Here is a 15,165-nt window from a genome sequence, read left to right on the forward strand (position 1 = left end):
GCTAAAAATTTAGGAGTGTATAAAGAGTACGTCAAACCCCCAGAGACTTGTCACCTTGCCCTAAAATTATAGCTCAGCATTTTACGAACTGCTGGGGCAATTATAAACTAACTGGAGGGAAACAAAGGAAAGATTGGAGAGATTGATGGTGTAGAATAAACGAAATCGGAAGCTCAATTAATAAGCTGAAGTTGATGACTGAAGCAAATAACAAAATAGCTATGGACCAGAATATAATTCCTGTAGAAGCGATTCGAGAGCGTGATATTGACTTAATATTGTTGGAAGAATTGGCAACTGAACCTACTTTTTGTAGATGGTTTGTTGAACGATTAGAACTACCACCTCTCTCTGAAACAGATGGAGCTTGGAGGAGTATTTCAGATTTCGGAGTAGGGGAGACAGACGTTTTATTTTCATATTTTTCAGGTAATCAGAAAATTATGGTTCTCATCGAGAACAAACTTGATGCAGATTTCCAAGAGGAGCAATTCAATCGGTATTTACAACGTGCAGATGAGTATAAGAACAGAGGTGCCTGTTCCGAAGGACATGTAGTATTGATAGCTCCGAAAAATTACTGTGAAAACCAAAATGATTTTAATTCCTACATCACTTATGAGGAGATTTCCCAGCGTTTAGAATCTACGAGTTCGCAGCGGGGAATCTTTAGAAGTCAACTACTAAAGATTGCTATTGAGAAGATGCGCAGGGGCTATCAACCTGTCAACTCGGAGCCTGTTCAGAAGTTTTGGATTGACTATTGGAGCTTTAGAAAAAACCTTTAGCGGTATTGATGATGCCCGAAAGAACGAAATAAAGATTGAGCTGCCAAAGGAGGTTAAGTTGGTTCAGCATTCAAAGACATTCTCACTTAGAATATTTACGGGCACAATTGACCGCAAAGATGATTTCAAAAACCAAGTTGAAGTTGTAGACTATGGACTGCAAGCGATGACTGAATTGGCAAAATGGATATTGGACAACCTTTACCTTTTCAAACCAACAAATGATTAGAATTGCAACCTGGAATATTGACCGTGCGAAATCACCTGCACCCATACGAAAGAAGATAGCAATGATAGCACCAGACATTCTGGTGTTGACCGAAGCTTCCAACCATATTGACCTTGGTCCTGAATATGGTTGTTTGAAGTCTTTAGAATTTGAAAGGTATGAGGGTCACCCTTGGATAACCATTTGGACCAAATGGAGAATATTGAAGTTGATACCAACCGTTGATTCTTTTCGAACAGCATGTTGTCTCGTTGATTCACCCATAGGACCCATCATCGTCTACGGCACCATTATTCCATACCACATGGCGGGTGTTAGCGGCAACAGATATCCCGAAACTGGAAAGCGGGCATGGCAAATGCATAATGAAGACATATTGATTCAAAGTCGTGACTGGGAAAAGATTAGAAGCCTCTTTCCCGATACTCCGATGATAATAGCTGGGGATTTTAATCAAACCAGAGACGGCAATGGGAGAGGCTACGGAACTTTAGAAGGAAGAAGGACTCTTTCATTGGAACTCTTGAGGAATAACCTTGTTTGCATGACGGAGTTAGATTTTGCAGCAATAGGTCACATTAACCAGCACCCTAAAACGGCAAAGACACGCAGGAATATTGACCATATATGTGTGACTACCGATTTATCTTCTAAATATAAAATTGAGGCGGGTGCTTGGGACAGTTTTACTCCTGAAGGTAAGTTGATGTCGGACCACAATGGGGTGTACATTGATATTACCGTTTTAAATTAAAAGTAAGCTCTTTCCGATAAAAGTTTTTCGGAGGAGGTTAGGATGGGTTGAGAGATTTTCAATAAAGAGATGAGCAAAAGTATATTTTGTGCTGGTTATGACGCAAATATCTAATGTCTGTCCTCCAAAATTCCAATTAAATTTACCAGAGAAATTGTAGCGGAAGAACAAATGGTAGCATCCTTTAAATTAGCTGTCCGTTTGTGGGTTAGTTCATTAGCCAAGGCGTTTGAAGCTCTTGCATATTTTCTCAAATTTTCATTTGCCCTACCTCCAAGTTCAACAGCAATATATGCATCCAGCATCCTCTTGGAATCTGTCTTACTGGCTTTTACTCCATCAATAGTTGGATGCTTTTCCTCCTCATATACTGCCTGTGCAATCGAAATTATTGTTTCTCTGCAAAGCAGTCCCACTGTCTGGAATTGTTCTTCGGTGGAGGCTTGTCTAAGCCGCATCTTGATTTCTTTGACAGTTCTGTCAATTCGTTCCCAGCCAGTTAAGCTAACCGAAACGGTTAACAGCTCAGGTTGTTCACTTTCTTGAAGTGCTTTTAATAGACTTCCGTACATTTCTCCAATAAAAGCACGTCTATTTTTATACTGTGGCATTTCTCCTGAACTCCATCTTGCATACCACTGCCACAAATCATTGAATGGATTTGGATTTTCAAAAGTAAGGCGTTTTAAAGCTTTGTCTACTAAAGCAAAACGCTGTTGAAATTCATCATTAACATCTTGAATCCTTTGGCCACCAGTAGAAACTGAAATCATAGTATCTTTTAGGTAATTTACTTCTGAAATTAGTTGGTCCTTCGTAAATAGGTCTACGATTCTGTCCCATTCAATTCTCGGAATTGATTTGGGAATAATATAAACTTGCCCGACATGAATGTTTTCGTAAATTCTCAGAACCAGAGCTGCCTTCTCCTTTATTTTGGCTTCAATTTCAGCTTGTTTATCTTGTACCTTCACAAATCTTTCAACGGAAATCTTAATATAGATTGAGTAATAGGTAATTCCGCCATTCCAGTTGTCATAATCAGTTGGTTCTGATGTGACCTCCGAATTTCTTAAAAGCTCAACAAGTTCAGCTTCTTTGTCAGCATCGAACAATTCTGTTACGGTTGAAATTGTTCTCCTTAACTCGTTTTTATTATCAAGCACGATTATACAATTTGCTTTTGTTTATTCTTTTAGGTTTTTGGTCAACCTTCTTATTATAACTGCTAATTGTACTTGGCAACAAAATTTAAAACGTAGTCGTACATTAAGTTCACCTGAGATTTATCATATTCATTGTAGTGACCATGGGCAGCTTTGTTCCTTAAATCAAGGTGAGCTGTTACAGTTTTTTGTTCCAATTTATTATACACTTCAGCTTTTGCCAATTCATTATTTAACCTGTCAGCGTTTACTGGAAATTCTTTTCCGCTTTCAGTAAGTTTTTTAATCGGTAATTTATGAAGTTCTGATAGTTGTCTTAGTTTTTCCTCTAACACACTTCCTAACATTACCGCAGATGCATCTTTGTAATCATTTTTCAGTAGATGTTCAGCCATTTCGAGGAAATCAGAAAATATTTCTGCTGAGACTATTGATTTTATTGAATTTAACCAACCATTTTCAATCTCCGCCTTAATGTTGTCCAATATTTCTATTCCACTTCGGACACTTGTTTCATAGTGATATTTTGTTGCATTTTGGAATCCAACATAATAAGGATGTTTGTCTCCGTACAAATCTAAAATAAAAGAAAGTCCACTTGTACTAAATCCTCGGCTTTCCGCCATCTTCAGCGTCACCCCTTCCATTGGGGAAGCCTGACCTGTTGCTAAAGCGGCTTCCGCCTTGTCGAAGATGTAATTTAGTCTAGTAAGGAGTACTGTTTTTGTCATTGTAGGAGTTCAATTTATAAAACATCATGTGCAAATGTAATTATATTCTGCTGCACTAGAATTTAACTTTTTACTCAAAAGAAGGAGTTCAGTTTAATAAAAGACCCAAATGGGGCGTTCAATTGCGCTTTTGTTCCAGTTTAGGTTAGAACCATGTTCAGAGTAGTACAACATCTTATGCGTTATTGTTTTGCTGCCATAAGAATGTCCCAAAATAACCATCCAAAGGTATCATAGTAAGAAAAAATAACACTTTCTGCAGTCAACAGCTTAAACGAAGGTTCTACAACTCTGTTTTCAATAAATTTATCGAAAACTTTAAGAGTTTTAAGGATTTGATTAACAGGTTTTTATATATTTAAATCCCTACAGAACAAAATCAAATATTAATTTAAATTTTTTATTATGAAAAAATTCTCTTTGTTTTTAGTTTTGGTAGGTCTGGTTACACTTAACAGTTGCGAACCCGAAAATTTGCCTGAGGAGTCTGAACTAAATTTAGAAAAATCCTTAGTGACCTCCACGGGGGAAATAGAGGTTGAGGAAGATTTATCGCTTTTCTGTTCAGAAGTTTCTGCCATGGATTTTTCGCTTGGAAAAATTGATACACCGATAGAAAAAGTTACGTTTTCTTCTGAGGGTTCAGGTTATGCCACTGTTGGAACAGTAGCTGATTGGCTCGTATGCGAAGGAGCGACACAAAGTATTGGTACATCAGACAATTCTGGCCTAGTACTAAATTTTGAGGAAGAACTAGTTTATTTTGATATCAGCATGCTTGGCGCTAACTCATATGTGGATGAAATAAAATTAGAGTTTTTCTCTGGTGCGGATGCTTCTGGTACTTCACTAGGCACTTTAATCCGTTCTGTTGATTTTGGCTTGGGATTTTGTGAGTCATTTATTTCTGACTTAAATGGAGTAAAATCAATAGTCATAAGTAGTACTGGTGCTTTTGGTGATAACTTCGCTAGAGTAGCGAGATTAAAATTCTGTTCAAATCCAGATTCGGACGGGGATGGTGTAAATGACAATGGGGATAATTGTCCATTAATTTCAAATCCAGACCAAGAAGATTTTGATGGTGATGGCATGGGTGATGTCTGCGACCCAGATATTGATAATGATAATGTTTTAAATGATGATGATAAAAGCCAAGCTTCGAACCTAGAAAGGACTATTGTCTTAAACGGGTGTGATTCTGGCGTGGCAAATTTAGAAGTTTCGGATGGCACCTTCATGTCAGATTTAGTTGACGAACTCGAAAGTGGAACCTATAAAAATCTTGGACAAGAAATAAAGTCATATAATGAACTGGTGAATGCATGGGTTCAAGCAGGAATAATAACAGCAAGCCATAAAGTTCAATTGTTAAATTGCATTCAGTCAACTAATTAAAAAGCTCAAGAGTTCTCAATCTCTTTTTTAATAATAAAAAGCAGATTCAATTGAAAAGTGCAGGTTAAAAGCTTGCACTTTTTTTATGTAACTCACTATTAGAGGGTATTAGAGTAATTAATAATTCTCACCAGTATTACTTAGTCTGATATCTGTTGGCTATCAATTAAAGACTGTAGGACAACGAAATATCGATTTTTTTAATAGTGTAACGTTTTAGTTTTAGACTGTAATTATTTTTTACTTCATTTCCTCCCTCTGTCAATCCACTGTTTATGTTAATATTGATTTAATTTAATTTAGAGTCTAAAAATAAATCACGAAATTGAATTTAAATTTAGAAAATATGAACTTCTTTTTCTACTCCAGGATTTCCACAGTTGGCCAAAATGATGAAAGGCAAAAAATCAACTTTCAAAAATTTCCTGGCTATTTGCCTAAAAATCATTTTACGGATAAAATTCAAGGGAATGTTCCTTTTCTGGAACGTCCCGAAGCTGGAAAGCTGTTCGACCACCTCACTTCCAAAAATATGAGTAGTAAAGAAATTACGGTAGTGATAGACAGCATTGACCGTTTGGGCCGAAACTTAATTGACATTTTGGATACTATAAAACGATTTACGGATAATGGTATTAATGTTCAATCGCTTAAGGAGGGCTTTCAAACGCTAATCAACGGTAGAGAAAATCCCATAGCACAAGTTGTTGTGGCAGTGATGGGGTCAATTGCACAAATGGAAAGAAATAGAATAAGGGAGCGAACCCAGGAGGGGATTAAAATTGCAAAGGCCAAAGGAAAATTTAAGGGCCGCAAGCTTGGTTCGTATCAATCGGATGTTCGTCTATTAGAAAGACATCCTGTAGTGGTACAGAAAATAAAGAAAGGGTTATCTTATCGAGAAATTGCAGACATCACGGGGAAAAGTACAGCAACAGTTGCCAAGGTAAAAAAGGCGTTAGTTAAAAGGCAAGTGCTGGTTTCTTGACACTCGAAATATTTTAGGACTCTTAATTCTTTTAGCTAATAATAAGTTTATAGACAATAAGAAGTTCCATCAGCATCTATACAACCTCTATTGGCATCTACTTGAAATTCCATAAAATCGTTCGGATTAGTTTGGGATTTACCTATTAGGTACGCTCTATTTTCACCTTCAATTTTAACTTCGCTGAGAATATACACGGGCACACCACCTATCCACACGTAACCATTCAAAATTCGCATTTCTTTAGAACTATTGGGAACTTTAAATTTATTTTTTCTTAAATAAATTAGCACCTCCATTTCGTTTCTAAATCCAACAGAGTTGGTCTCTTCCTGATAATTAGCTTCCACTGTCTCTTTTCGAGGCTGCTTCTCCTGAGTATCAAAATAGATATTTAAGGAGCATTTATCAGTTTTTTCTGTGATGGACATACCGATTACTTCTTCTTGGATGCTGCTGAAGTAAATACTTATTCTAATGCCGCTTTGCCTAACAGTTTCTCTAGCGCTCTCTGTTTGCAGATAGGTGTAATTTGTTATCTTAGTAATTCCATTACCTTGATAAACAACCTTTGGTTCTATCATCATCGGAGCGATAGCATATTCTGCGGGTTGCCGAACATCTTTAGCCATCTGACTTTCCTCCCATTCAAAATCGACAATTTGACCAGCAAGAATTCCGAATATTTCGACCATTTCAGTGTGAATCTTAATGGTGCTTTTAGGAAAATATACTTCTTCCTCACCTTCGCAATCATATATCATTTTTTGAATACTATGTTCTTTTCCATATTCAACGGGAATACTTTTAACCTCATATTCATCCCCAAAGTTCGAAGAAGAGAAAACAATTTTGTCTGCAACGTAACCATCAGCATCCTGAGGTTCAGGTTCGGATGAAATCGTTTGATTTTCATTTTGCCCTTCCATTTCTAACCAGTTCTCAGTGATAAACCCTTCCTTATCATCTACTCGAACCTTGAACCAAGGACTGTCATTGTAATTCCTTTCGAGAACATAAATTTTATCACCAGGATTAACGACTGAAACGGGTGATGAATTGACATTGGGTGCAGAGCGCATAGTTCCTGATTCCTGGTGATTCAGTTTAGTGACATACAAATAGTCAGTCACTCTACTAGAATAGGCATTGTTAACAGAAGTAGAGTAATCTTCTTTGGCATCGTCTGAATCATATGAAGAAATTTTACTTGAGGAGTATGAATCCAACTCCTTATATGAAGATGAATTATTAAAACTTCCGACTCCGTTACAACAGGGACAGGTTTTGGAACCAACTGAAAAACAATCATAGCCGCTTTTATGACCACCGCAATTGCCATATTCGAAGTGGGAGAAACTACAAGTAGCTCCACTGTATGTTGCGACTTTTCCTGTTCCGTTGCATCGGCTACAGGTACGGTCAACAATCTCTTCAACTTCAACTTCTGTTTCTTGTGAGTCAAAGGCCGTGCTTATGAAAACAATCAAAAAAATAAAAATAACCGTACCTAAAATAAGTTTTGCATAAAACTTGAACATGTTAACTAAAACCTCTAACATAAATATTTGTATTACAATTTCTTAATATGACTAGACAACTTACAATAACAAGAGAAGAACTAATATATTTTCCTAATTAACTTCATCTCTATTTAAGAAATATTGGTTACTCCCTGTTGTTTAGCAGGCTTTTTTTCTCTTCACTAATCCACCCAGCCTGGCTTCTATGATTAACAAAGTAAATTTTTAAATCTGCTTCACTCAAATATTTTACAAAGAGAATCTTCTTATCAGCTTCACTTCTCATTTTAGTGAAATACCAGATGCCGCTGTTTCCTTTTACTTGGCTCACAACTTTTTCGTTGTAAACTTTTAAATCAGCCTGGGAAGGTTGCTCTACAACGATGACTTTAAAATCGGCATCGCTGGCATATTTGGCAATAAACAGTTTCTGAGAGTAGGCATTACTTACCAGTACAGAACTGAACAGAAGAAAGTAGAGTCCCCTCATTTTTTTAAATTTTGAAATTGTTGCAATCTGGTTGTTTTGACTCAAAGTCGATTTCTGACCCTCATTGTTCAACGAATCTAAAATCCATGACAACTTGTAGAGGATAAAAATGACTATGGATACTTTGTGTAGGGATTAGAAATTTAAAACAAAAACTTTAGCAAATTCTTATGACTGGAATAAAATCGATGTATTGTTCTGTAAATCTGTTAAAAGGGTTTAAAAGGAATAATTTGTACTTCGTTGTAAAACACTTTTACCCAAAGTGAACTAATATGCTCCTTCGTTTCATCTCCTATAACCATCAAACAAGTTTTTACCCAGTGAAAACAGGTACCATTTCGATTGGCTGTGGAGTTATGAAGCATTTCGACCACTATATAAGTTTTCCCCTCATAACCTTATAGAAGCATCTTAAAAAAGGTTTACCATTCTTTACTAATTGCTTGAGACCTATTCCTGCAGGTTTTAAATAGTTCTATCGTTGTGATTTAATAGCCCCCCAAGCTATCCCCGTTCCCTACAGCGGTTTTTTTTGACCTTCCCAACCTCCTACATTAAATGCTATGCTGCATTTTCTCACCCCATTCCCCACCGCATCAAATCATTCAATCTCCCGTTAACACTGAAATTGCGTCAGTTTAACTTACATAATTACCCTAAACAACCTCCCCAGCGTTACACTGTCACTTTTAGGCTCTTTAGATACAAAAAGGAACAAGAAAGCGGCTATAAAGTCCCAATGTAGGACGAAAGGAACAACAGTCCATCAAAGTTGTAAAGACTGTTGATAAGTGGTCTTGACTCTTAAGAAATAATTAAGCTATTAAACTGGTATAGAATATTGATTTATAGTTACTTGTATAAGAAAATAAAATAAAACCAGTTAGCCATGCCGATGTATAATGATAAAAATAGTAGCCTATTCTTTAATTGGAGACCCAACGATAACGGGGCTTTGACCAATATTCGCTACCGTTTGGAGGCAAGCAAGTGGGCGAATGCCGTAAATTCAGCTCAAACCAGGTTGCCAAGGGGAACCTTTATGGGTGAATTGAACAACGTGGGCATGTTCTTGTCGCTGCCGTTGGTTTTGATATTTTTGATACTCCTTATACCAATACAGATAATCAAGGGATTGTTTGGGTTCAACATCAAGGTATTTCCAGGAGACGAACCAACGGGTTGGATAGACAAAAATGCACCGATTGTACCTGATTCTCCAAGACTAAAGTATCTTAAAGAGCAGGCCGCAAAGAATAGGAAACCTACCTGTGAATATGACTCCATGAGTCAGGAAGACAAGATGAAACTTGTTAACTTTGTGAAAGCAGAGACTGCCAAGTCTAAGGCAAGAGCTCAGTCAAAATAATGAGCTTTTGCTCCATGTCAATACCGTCTGGTTTAGGCCTTCGATTAAAACATGACTTATTGAGAAAAAAAGGTATAGAGTGATATTTATATCTAAAGGTAAGGATGGAAAAGAAATATTTTCTTTTTTCTAGGGCAGGAGCAGGTTTCATCTGGGATTTAGATGACCTTAATGCAATTGCTGAAGCTGTAAATGAGGATGAGGCAGAGCTATTTGTGTATTACCCACAAACTACACCCATCCATTATGTACTTCAAGCATACAGCAGGTGGAGTGACTATTCTTATCTAACTTCAGAACAGTATCAGGCTGTAGTAAGCAGGCTCTGAATTCTTCCATTTGAGTCAAAGTCTTAAGAGCCGCTTACCACAGGTTCCTGTAACTCTCCTTGTTTCTTACTCTTCATTTTATTCTTTATCTTCATGTCTGATAACCTTAAAAATTAATATTCATGGCGAAATTTGAAATAAGAAAGGACAAAGCAGGTGAATTCCGATTTAATCTTAAAGCCCGTAATGGTCAAATCATCCTGAGTAGTGAAGGCTACAAAGTGAAAGGAAGTTGTGAAAAAGGAATTGAATCCGTCAGAAAAAATTCACAGGTTGATGAAAGATTTGAGCGCAAAGAGACGGGTACTGGTTACCGATTTAACCTGAAAGCTACTAACGGACAAGTGATTGGAACCAGCGAAGTCTATAATTCTTTGGCCGCAATGGAAAAGGGAATCCTATCGGTTAAGACAAATGCTCCCGATGCCACTGTGCAAGAAAGCGATAATTAAAACTGTGTTTGTCTCGACCGATTAGACGGTAGAAATATAAGAATGGAAATAGAAGACTTAGAAGAATGGCAGTTGCGTATGAGGGAGGTAATTGAGGTGATAAACAAATCAATGCCCAATCTAATGGAAGCAGCCAAAATTTTAGATGAAGAATCTCCTGATGCATTTTGGCTATTGTGCACGTACGGATGGTATTTTGGATATGACTCTCTTCCCAAGACCCCGATAGAATTGGCAAGAGAACTGAATAAAGGTAATCAAAAGGAGGTAGATGATTTTTTAGTTCAATATTATGAGGATGAATTGGATGATATGGAGAGACGTCTCGTCCATAGATATCCAAATAGAATTGGAGTCTTGCGTGAAGGGTTTCAGAACCATAGAGAAAAAAGATATTTCTCTTCCATAACTTTACTCCTAACACAAGTAGATGGTATCTGTAAAGAGAGAACAGGAGACATTTTCTTTACCGCTAAAGAAACTAAAGGGGTGAAAATACGTAAACCGAGAATTGCAGAAGCTTTTAATGAAGAAGAAGTCTTTTTCAGGCCATTCCTGGTCCCTTTAAAAGAAACTTCTACGATAAATTCCCACTGGAGCAAACTACACAGTTTTCCCTTAAGATTCAACAGGCACGAAATACTACATGGGGAAGATATCAGCTATGGCTCTAAAATCAATTCCTTAAAAGTCATTTCTTTATTAAATTATTTAAGCGATATTTTGACTTTTGAGGCTAAACAATAATGTATCAAGAATAAAAAATCATTTAAAAATTTGATTGTAGATTTGGAATGGCTGAGGTAACACCATCAGCTGAATTTTAATTTTAGATTACTGATGATAAATCCAAATCAATACAGCCATAGGGTGAGCATCCTGTTCAATGAACATGTTCAAGGTCAGTTAGAACTTGAGGAATTCATTCAAAAGCTTCGGGAAATGGAGACCAAACACAAGCAAATCCTCAAAGACAATAGTTCAGAAAGTGGTTTTTGGTTCAAGTTTTCTGATGATGATACTCTCGCAACCAGCATTGACGATTTAGAAAGAGATTTAACTAACTCCAACAGGGAATTCACTCTTGAACGGATGAAAGAGGTGATAAATACTGACCAGGAGTTGGTTGTCCACTACTCATAACTCTTTAAAATACATCCATTTTTCCTTCAACATGTAAGGAACCGTCCTAAGAATCTACAAAGTCTCAACTTGAGAGTTCTTCGGGTCTCCTGTTTTATTTATGGTACTTATCCCAAGGTTTGTAGTGTTCCTGCCTTACCTCAAAGTCCTGCATCATACGCATTACAAGCATAACCCCTGTATTCATATCCAACAGGTGTTGCCGTATATGATTCTCTATGGGTGTTGTTGTCGGTCTGGTTCTGCAATTTCAATGGCTTACTCATCATTGGAAAATTTCCAACAAAGATATAGGCTAAATTGGAAATATTCCTAACAAATTATAAAAGCCCTCCCAACGTGGTTGTAAGGCTGCTGTCATTGAGTCCCAAGGCATCCCTATAGGCTTCTGTAGTGCTAAGGGATTTATGGGTGAGCAATTTAGAAACTTCTTCAGGGTTGGCCCCGCTTTGATATAACTGCACTGTGGCTGTATGCCTGGAGACGTGTGAAGAGATATGTGTTCTTATCTTGGCCTGTCGCCTTAGCACATCCAAGAATCTGTCATAGGAGCTAACGCTTTGCAGTACCCTGTTTCTTTCATCATCACAGGTATTATCCAAGGTGAACCTCTTCCTGTTGCCATAGCTCCAAACGAATTCTGTGGGCCTGTCAAAACTCACGTCTATTATTTTGGATGATACAAAATGCTCAAGCTTTTTATATTTTTGCTTAAATTGTTTTCTTACGTTTTCTTGGGAACTTAATTTCTTCAACATTTGCTCTTCCAACTCCTGCAGGGAATAACCCGATTTAATAAGGCTGAGCATTTCTGTTGCGCTCATTTCCTTGGGACTATCATCTTGTATTTGCGATTTAAGATTTTCTATTTCTTGCCTTAAGGGATTCACTACCTCTTCCATGTCGGGAAAGTATCTTCTGAGTGCGGGCAAAAGTAGTAGTTGCACCTCCAGGGGCAAGGTGCGGGTAAATTTGTTTTGGGTTTTGGAGGTATAGTTGTCCCAAATGATTCCATTGTCCGTTTCCCTTATATCCTGCCATTGCAGATACATAATATCCTTGACTCTATAGGCTCCGCTGAATTGAAACAGGAACATATGCTTTGCTTCCAACCATTTGGGTTTTTGTGCGGGCACCCGCACACTTTTGAACTTCTCCAAATCCAATTGAGTCAGGGATTTGTTTTTTCTTTGCGGTTTTTCCTTCTTGAGCTTTTCAAAAGGGTTGAGGTTTACCTTTATTTGCACACGTTCATCCTCCTGAGCGGCATTGAAGATGGTTCTGAAGGTATTCATGTATTGGTTGGCAGAGCCTTTGGATACTTTTTGCAGGAGCCATGCATAATATTCCCTTACAAGCTGCTTGGTTATTTCTTTGAACTGCATTCCAACATTGTCCTGCTCTTCCAAATATGCTTTGAGCTTTTTTATTCCATATTGGTCATTGGCCTTGGTGGTAGCATTTCTTCTTTCACTTATGAATTGCTCAGCATATCTCAAAAATAACTTTCTTCCCCCCGTAATTGCCCTTTCCCTGTCCTCAATGACCTTTGTGATATCTTGACCCTTGTATTTGGCTTCCACCTCTGTGAGCTTTTTGTAAATAAGCTTGTTGAGTTTGGGGTACTGTGAATGCTTTGTGTTTACCCAATTCATTTTATCGGCAGTAGCGTTCCTATTCCAATACTTTTTATTAATTTTGACACCCTTGACAGAAGGGCGTTCAACGGGGTGCTTGCCACCATCATGGACATTGATATAGATGCGAAGTTCTTCAGGACCTGCTGAGCGAGTTTTGACTGTGATTTCCATGGATGAAAGATTTAATCGTTATTTGAAATTTTGTGCGGTATTATGGTAATAATATTATACCTACCGCACAAAATCCAAACGTAAAGCCTTGTAAGTAAAGGGATAAAGATAAATAATATTTTGCAACTGAAAAATCAAATAATCAACTATGAGCGTTTTAGTCAATAAAGATTCAAAAATAATTGTTCAAGGATTTACCGGAAGTGAAGGTACTTTTCACGCCGGTCAAATGATAGAATATGGAACGAATGTGGTAGGTGGTGTGACTCCGGGAAAAGGAGGGCAAAAACACCTGGAAAAGCCTGTTTTCAATACCGTATCCGATGCGGTTAAAGAAACAGGAGCCGATGTTTCAATTATTTTTGTACCACCGGCATTTGCAGCCGATGCTATTATGGAAGCTGCAGACGCAGGGATCAAAGTAATCATTACAATTACTGAAGGTATCCCCGTTGCCGACATGATTAAAACTGCCGACTATATTAAAGATAAAGATTGTCGTCTTGTAGGACCCAACTGCCCGGGAGTGATAACTCCTGAAGAAGCAAAAGTTGGGATCATGCCAGGTTTTGTATTTAAAAAAGGAAAAGTAGGAATTGTCTCAAAATCCGGGACTCTTACTTACGAAGCAGCCGATCAGGTTGTGAAGCAGGGGCTTGGAATTACTACTGCAATTGGAATTGGTGGAGATCCAATTATTGGAACTACCACAAAAGAAGCAGTAGAGTTGTTGATGAACGATGATGAAACCGAATGTATTGTAATGATCGGTGAAATTGGTGGACAACTTGAAGCCGATGCTGCAAGATGGGTGAAGGAAAACGGAAACAGGAAGCCGGTAATTGGATTTATCGCCGGGGAAACTGCACCAAAAGGACGTACTATGGGACACGCAGGTGCTATAGTTGGTGGAAGTGAAGATACAGCCCAGGCTAAAAAAGCCATTTTAAAGGAGAACGGAATCCACGTGGTTGATTCTCCTGCAGAGATTGGTAAAAAAGTAAAAGAAGTAATGGGATAGGAACTTCCTGTTTTAGATAATTTAAACCTCCGTAACCTGTCAAAAAAGGCAGATTTCGGAGGTTTTTCAGTCTTAACCGCTTCTTTTGTTATATTTGAATGATTAATAACCCACACCAGGAAAACAGAAATTTTAATATGAAATTACTAGAAGGAAAAAATGCTATCATCACCGGTGCCAGTAGAGGTATAGGGAAAGGAATAGCCGAAGTTTTTGCAAAACACGGGGCCAATGTCGCTTTTACATACAGCTCTTCTGCAGAAGCTGCCAATCAACTTGAGAAAGAGCTTCAGGAACTCGGGATCAAAGCAAAAGGATATAAATCTGATGCTGCCGATTTTAAGCAAGCCGAAGAACTTATTAAAAATGTACAGCAGGATTTCGGAAGTATAGATATCCTTGTCAATAATGCCGGGATTACCAAAGATAACCTGCTAATGCGAATGAGTGAAGAGGATTTTGATAAGGTGATCGAAGTAAACCTGAAATCTGTTTTCAATATGACCAAAGCCGTGCAAAGGACTATGCTAAAACAGCGTCATGGAAGCATTATAAACATGAGTAGCGTGGTAGGCGTAAAAGGAAACGCAGGGCAGGCAAATTATGCGGCTTCAAAAGCAGGGATGATAGGCTTCTCCAAATCCATGGCTTTAGAACTTGGATCCCGTAACATACGTACCAACGTAATTGCCCCCGGATTTATTGAAACTGAAATGACCGGAAAACTTGATGAAAAAGTTGTAGAAGGCTGGAGAGAGGCGATTCCGTTAAAACGAGGTGGTACGCCAGAGGATATTGCGAACACATGTGTTTTCCTCGCCAGTGATCTCAGCGCCTATATTACAGGGCAGGTAATCAATGTAGATGGAGGTATGCTTACCTAAAAATATTGAGAGGCTGTCTGAAAGACTTACGTCATGCTGTATTCATTTTCAGAATCTTTAAGATCTGAAATTGGAATAAAGAAAAC

At 37.9% G+C, this 15,165-nt stretch carries 17 protein-coding genes; 12 read left to right on the plus strand and 5 right to left on the minus strand.

Annotation, left to right across the window (positions count from 1 at the left end; translation table 11 throughout):
* Positions 1-221 precede the first annotated feature (221 nt).
* From LA313_RS10195 to LA313_RS10205, 3 genes are read left to right on the plus strand one after another with little or no spacing between them, the layout of a single operon-like run.
* Entirely contained in the window at positions 222-788 is a 567-nt protein-coding gene (locus LA313_RS10195; protein ID WP_228914595.1) for a PD-(D/E)XK nuclease family protein, read from the plus strand.
* The gene (locus LA313_RS10200; protein ID WP_228914596.1) at positions 757-1,017 is read left to right on the plus strand and encodes a hypothetical protein; all 261 of its coding nucleotides are present in this window, start codon (positions 757-759) and stop codon (positions 1,015-1,017) included. The genes LA313_RS10195 and LA313_RS10200 overlap by 32 nt, the downstream gene beginning before the upstream one ends.
* The gene (locus tag LA313_RS10205) at positions 1,010-1,771 is read left to right on the plus strand and encodes an endonuclease/exonuclease/phosphatase family protein (protein ID WP_228914597.1); all 762 of its coding nucleotides are present in this window, start codon (positions 1,010-1,012) and stop codon (positions 1,769-1,771) included. Before LA313_RS10200 ends, LA313_RS10205 begins: the two co-directional genes overlap by 8 nt.
* Before the next feature lie 110 nt (positions 1,772-1,881).
* On the opposite strand, the gene LA313_RS10210 is transcribed toward LA313_RS10205, so the two are convergent.
* Both LA313_RS10210 and LA313_RS10215 read right to left on the minus strand, forming a co-directional pair.
* Positions 1,882-2,937: a hypothetical protein gene (locus LA313_RS10210; protein ID WP_228914598.1), complete on the minus strand. Its 1,056-nt coding sequence runs from the start codon at positions 2,935-2,937 to the stop codon at positions 1,882-1,884.
* A 62-nt stretch (positions 2,938-2,999) separates the two neighbouring features.
* Positions 3,000-3,668 (minus strand): hypothetical protein, encoded by a 669-nt coding sequence (locus tag LA313_RS10215; protein ID WP_228914599.1) that lies wholly within the window; start codon positions 3,666-3,668, stop codon positions 3,000-3,002.
* A 405-nt stretch (positions 3,669-4,073) separates the two neighbouring features.
* On the opposite strand from LA313_RS10215, the gene LA313_RS10220 reads away from it, so the two are divergent.
* Both LA313_RS10220 and LA313_RS10225 read left to right on the plus strand, forming a co-directional pair.
* Positions 4,074-5,066, plus strand: coding sequence for a thrombospondin type 3 repeat-containing protein (locus LA313_RS10220; protein ID WP_228914600.1), 993 nt, complete (start codon positions 4,074-4,076; stop codon positions 5,064-5,066).
* Between the two features lie 325 nt (positions 5,067-5,391).
* Positions 5,392-6,054, plus strand: coding sequence for a recombinase family protein (locus LA313_RS10225; RefSeq protein WP_228914601.1), 663 nt, complete (start codon positions 5,392-5,394; stop codon positions 6,052-6,054).
* Positions 6,055-6,101: 47 nt separating this feature from the next.
* Here the strand turns inward: LA313_RS10225 and LA313_RS10230 are convergent, their stop codons facing one another.
* Positions 6,102-7,616, minus strand: a complete 1,515-nt coding sequence (locus tag LA313_RS10230; RefSeq protein WP_228914602.1) for an SH3 domain-containing protein — start codon at positions 7,614-7,616, stop codon at positions 6,102-6,104.
* 106 nt (positions 7,617-7,722) lie between these two features.
* On the minus strand, positions 7,723-8,067 hold the full coding sequence (locus LA313_RS10235; RefSeq protein ID WP_228914603.1) for a DUF6150 family protein: 345 nt from the start codon (positions 8,065-8,067) through the stop codon (positions 7,723-7,725).
* Between the two features lie 892 nt (positions 8,068-8,959).
* Between LA313_RS10235 and LA313_RS10240 the strand changes: the two genes are divergently transcribed.
* From LA313_RS10240 to LA313_RS10260, 5 genes are all read left to right on the plus strand, one after another.
* Positions 8,960-9,439, plus strand: coding sequence for a hypothetical protein (locus tag LA313_RS10240; protein ID WP_228914604.1), 480 nt, complete (start codon positions 8,960-8,962; stop codon positions 9,437-9,439).
* 104 nt (positions 9,440-9,543) lie between these two features.
* On the plus strand, positions 9,544-9,768 hold the full coding sequence (locus tag LA313_RS10245; RefSeq protein WP_228914605.1) for a hypothetical protein: 225 nt from the start codon (positions 9,544-9,546) through the stop codon (positions 9,766-9,768).
* 122 nt (positions 9,769-9,890) lie between these two features.
* Positions 9,891-10,220 carry a YegP family protein gene (locus tag LA313_RS10250; protein WP_228914606.1) on the plus strand — a complete coding sequence of 110 codons (330 nt, stop codon included), beginning with the start codon at positions 9,891-9,893 and terminating at the stop codon, positions 10,218-10,220.
* 42 nt (positions 10,221-10,262) lie between these two features.
* Positions 10,263-10,967 carry a hypothetical protein gene (locus LA313_RS10255; RefSeq protein WP_228914607.1) on the plus strand — a complete coding sequence of 235 codons (705 nt, stop codon included), beginning with the start codon at positions 10,263-10,265 and terminating at the stop codon, positions 10,965-10,967.
* Positions 10,968-11,060: 93 nt separating this feature from the next.
* A complete protein-coding gene (locus LA313_RS10260) occupies positions 11,061-11,363 on the plus strand; it encodes a hypothetical protein (protein WP_228914608.1) in 303 nt (100 codons plus the stop codon).
* Between the two features lie 320 nt (positions 11,364-11,683).
* Here LA313_RS10260 and LA313_RS10265 read toward each other — a convergent pair whose 3' ends face one another.
* Positions 11,684-13,174 (minus strand): tyrosine-type recombinase/integrase, encoded by a 1,491-nt coding sequence (locus tag LA313_RS10265; RefSeq protein ID WP_228914609.1) that lies wholly within the window; start codon positions 13,172-13,174, stop codon positions 11,684-11,686.
* 148 nt (positions 13,175-13,322) lie between these two features.
* Between LA313_RS10265 and sucD the strand changes: the two genes are divergently transcribed.
* Complete coding sequence (gene sucD, locus LA313_RS10270) at positions 13,323-14,195, plus strand: succinate--CoA ligase subunit alpha (RefSeq protein ID WP_228914610.1); 873 nt, start codon at positions 13,323-13,325, stop codon at positions 14,193-14,195.
* A 137-nt stretch (positions 14,196-14,332) separates the two neighbouring features.
* Positions 14,333-15,079 (plus strand): 3-oxoacyl-[acyl-carrier-protein] reductase, encoded by a 747-nt coding sequence (gene fabG, locus LA313_RS10275; protein WP_228914611.1) that lies wholly within the window; start codon positions 14,333-14,335, stop codon positions 15,077-15,079.
* Positions 15,080-15,165: the final 86 nt, after the last annotated feature.

The sequence above is a fragment of the Salinimicrobium sediminilitoris genome (assembly GCF_020866905.1).
Classification (GTDB): Bacteria; Bacteroidota; Bacteroidia; order Flavobacteriales; family Flavobacteriaceae; genus Salinimicrobium; species Salinimicrobium sediminilitoris.

What these genes read in the sequence shown, in the direction of transcription:
- LA313_RS10195 (WP_228914595.1), top strand. Translation starts at nt 222, where the DNA reads ATGGACCAGAATATAATTCCTGTAGAAGCGATTCGAGAGCGTGATATT.
- LA313_RS10205 (WP_228914597.1), top strand. Translation starts at nt 1,010, where the DNA reads ATGATTAGAATTGCAACCTGGAATATTGACCGTGCGAAATCACCTGCA.
- LA313_RS10215 (WP_228914599.1), bottom strand. Translation starts at nt 3,668, where the DNA reads ATGACAAAAACAGTACTCCTTACTAGACTAAATTACATCTTCGACAAG.
- LA313_RS10220 (WP_228914600.1), top strand. Translation starts at nt 4,074, where the DNA reads ATGAAAAAATTCTCTTTGTTTTTAGTTTTGGTAGGTCTGGTTACACTT.
- LA313_RS10230 (WP_228914602.1), bottom strand. Translation starts at nt 7,616, where the DNA reads ATGTTAGAGGTTTTAGTTAACATGTTCAAGTTTTATGCAAAACTTATT.
- LA313_RS10235 (WP_228914603.1), bottom strand. Translation starts at nt 8,067, where the DNA reads ATGAGGGGACTCTACTTTCTTCTGTTCAGTTCTGTACTGGTAAGTAAT.
- LA313_RS10240 (WP_228914604.1), top strand. Translation starts at nt 8,960, where the DNA reads ATGCCGATGTATAATGATAAAAATAGTAGCCTATTCTTTAATTGGAGA.
- LA313_RS10245 (WP_228914605.1), top strand. Translation starts at nt 9,544, where the DNA reads ATGGAAAAGAAATATTTTCTTTTTTCTAGGGCAGGAGCAGGTTTCATC.
- LA313_RS10250 (WP_228914606.1), top strand. Translation starts at nt 9,891, where the DNA reads ATGGCGAAATTTGAAATAAGAAAGGACAAAGCAGGTGAATTCCGATTT.
- LA313_RS10255 (WP_228914607.1), top strand. Translation starts at nt 10,263, where the DNA reads ATGGAAATAGAAGACTTAGAAGAATGGCAGTTGCGTATGAGGGAGGTA.
- LA313_RS10260 (WP_228914608.1), top strand. Translation starts at nt 11,061, where the DNA reads ATGATAAATCCAAATCAATACAGCCATAGGGTGAGCATCCTGTTCAAT.
- LA313_RS10265 (WP_228914609.1), bottom strand. Translation starts at nt 13,174, where the DNA reads ATGGAAATCACAGTCAAAACTCGCTCAGCAGGTCCTGAAGAACTTCGC.
- sucD (WP_228914610.1), top strand. Translation starts at nt 13,323, where the DNA reads ATGAGCGTTTTAGTCAATAAAGATTCAAAAATAATTGTTCAAGGATTT.
- fabG (WP_228914611.1), top strand. Translation starts at nt 14,333, where the DNA reads ATGAAATTACTAGAAGGAAAAAATGCTATCATCACCGGTGCCAGTAGA.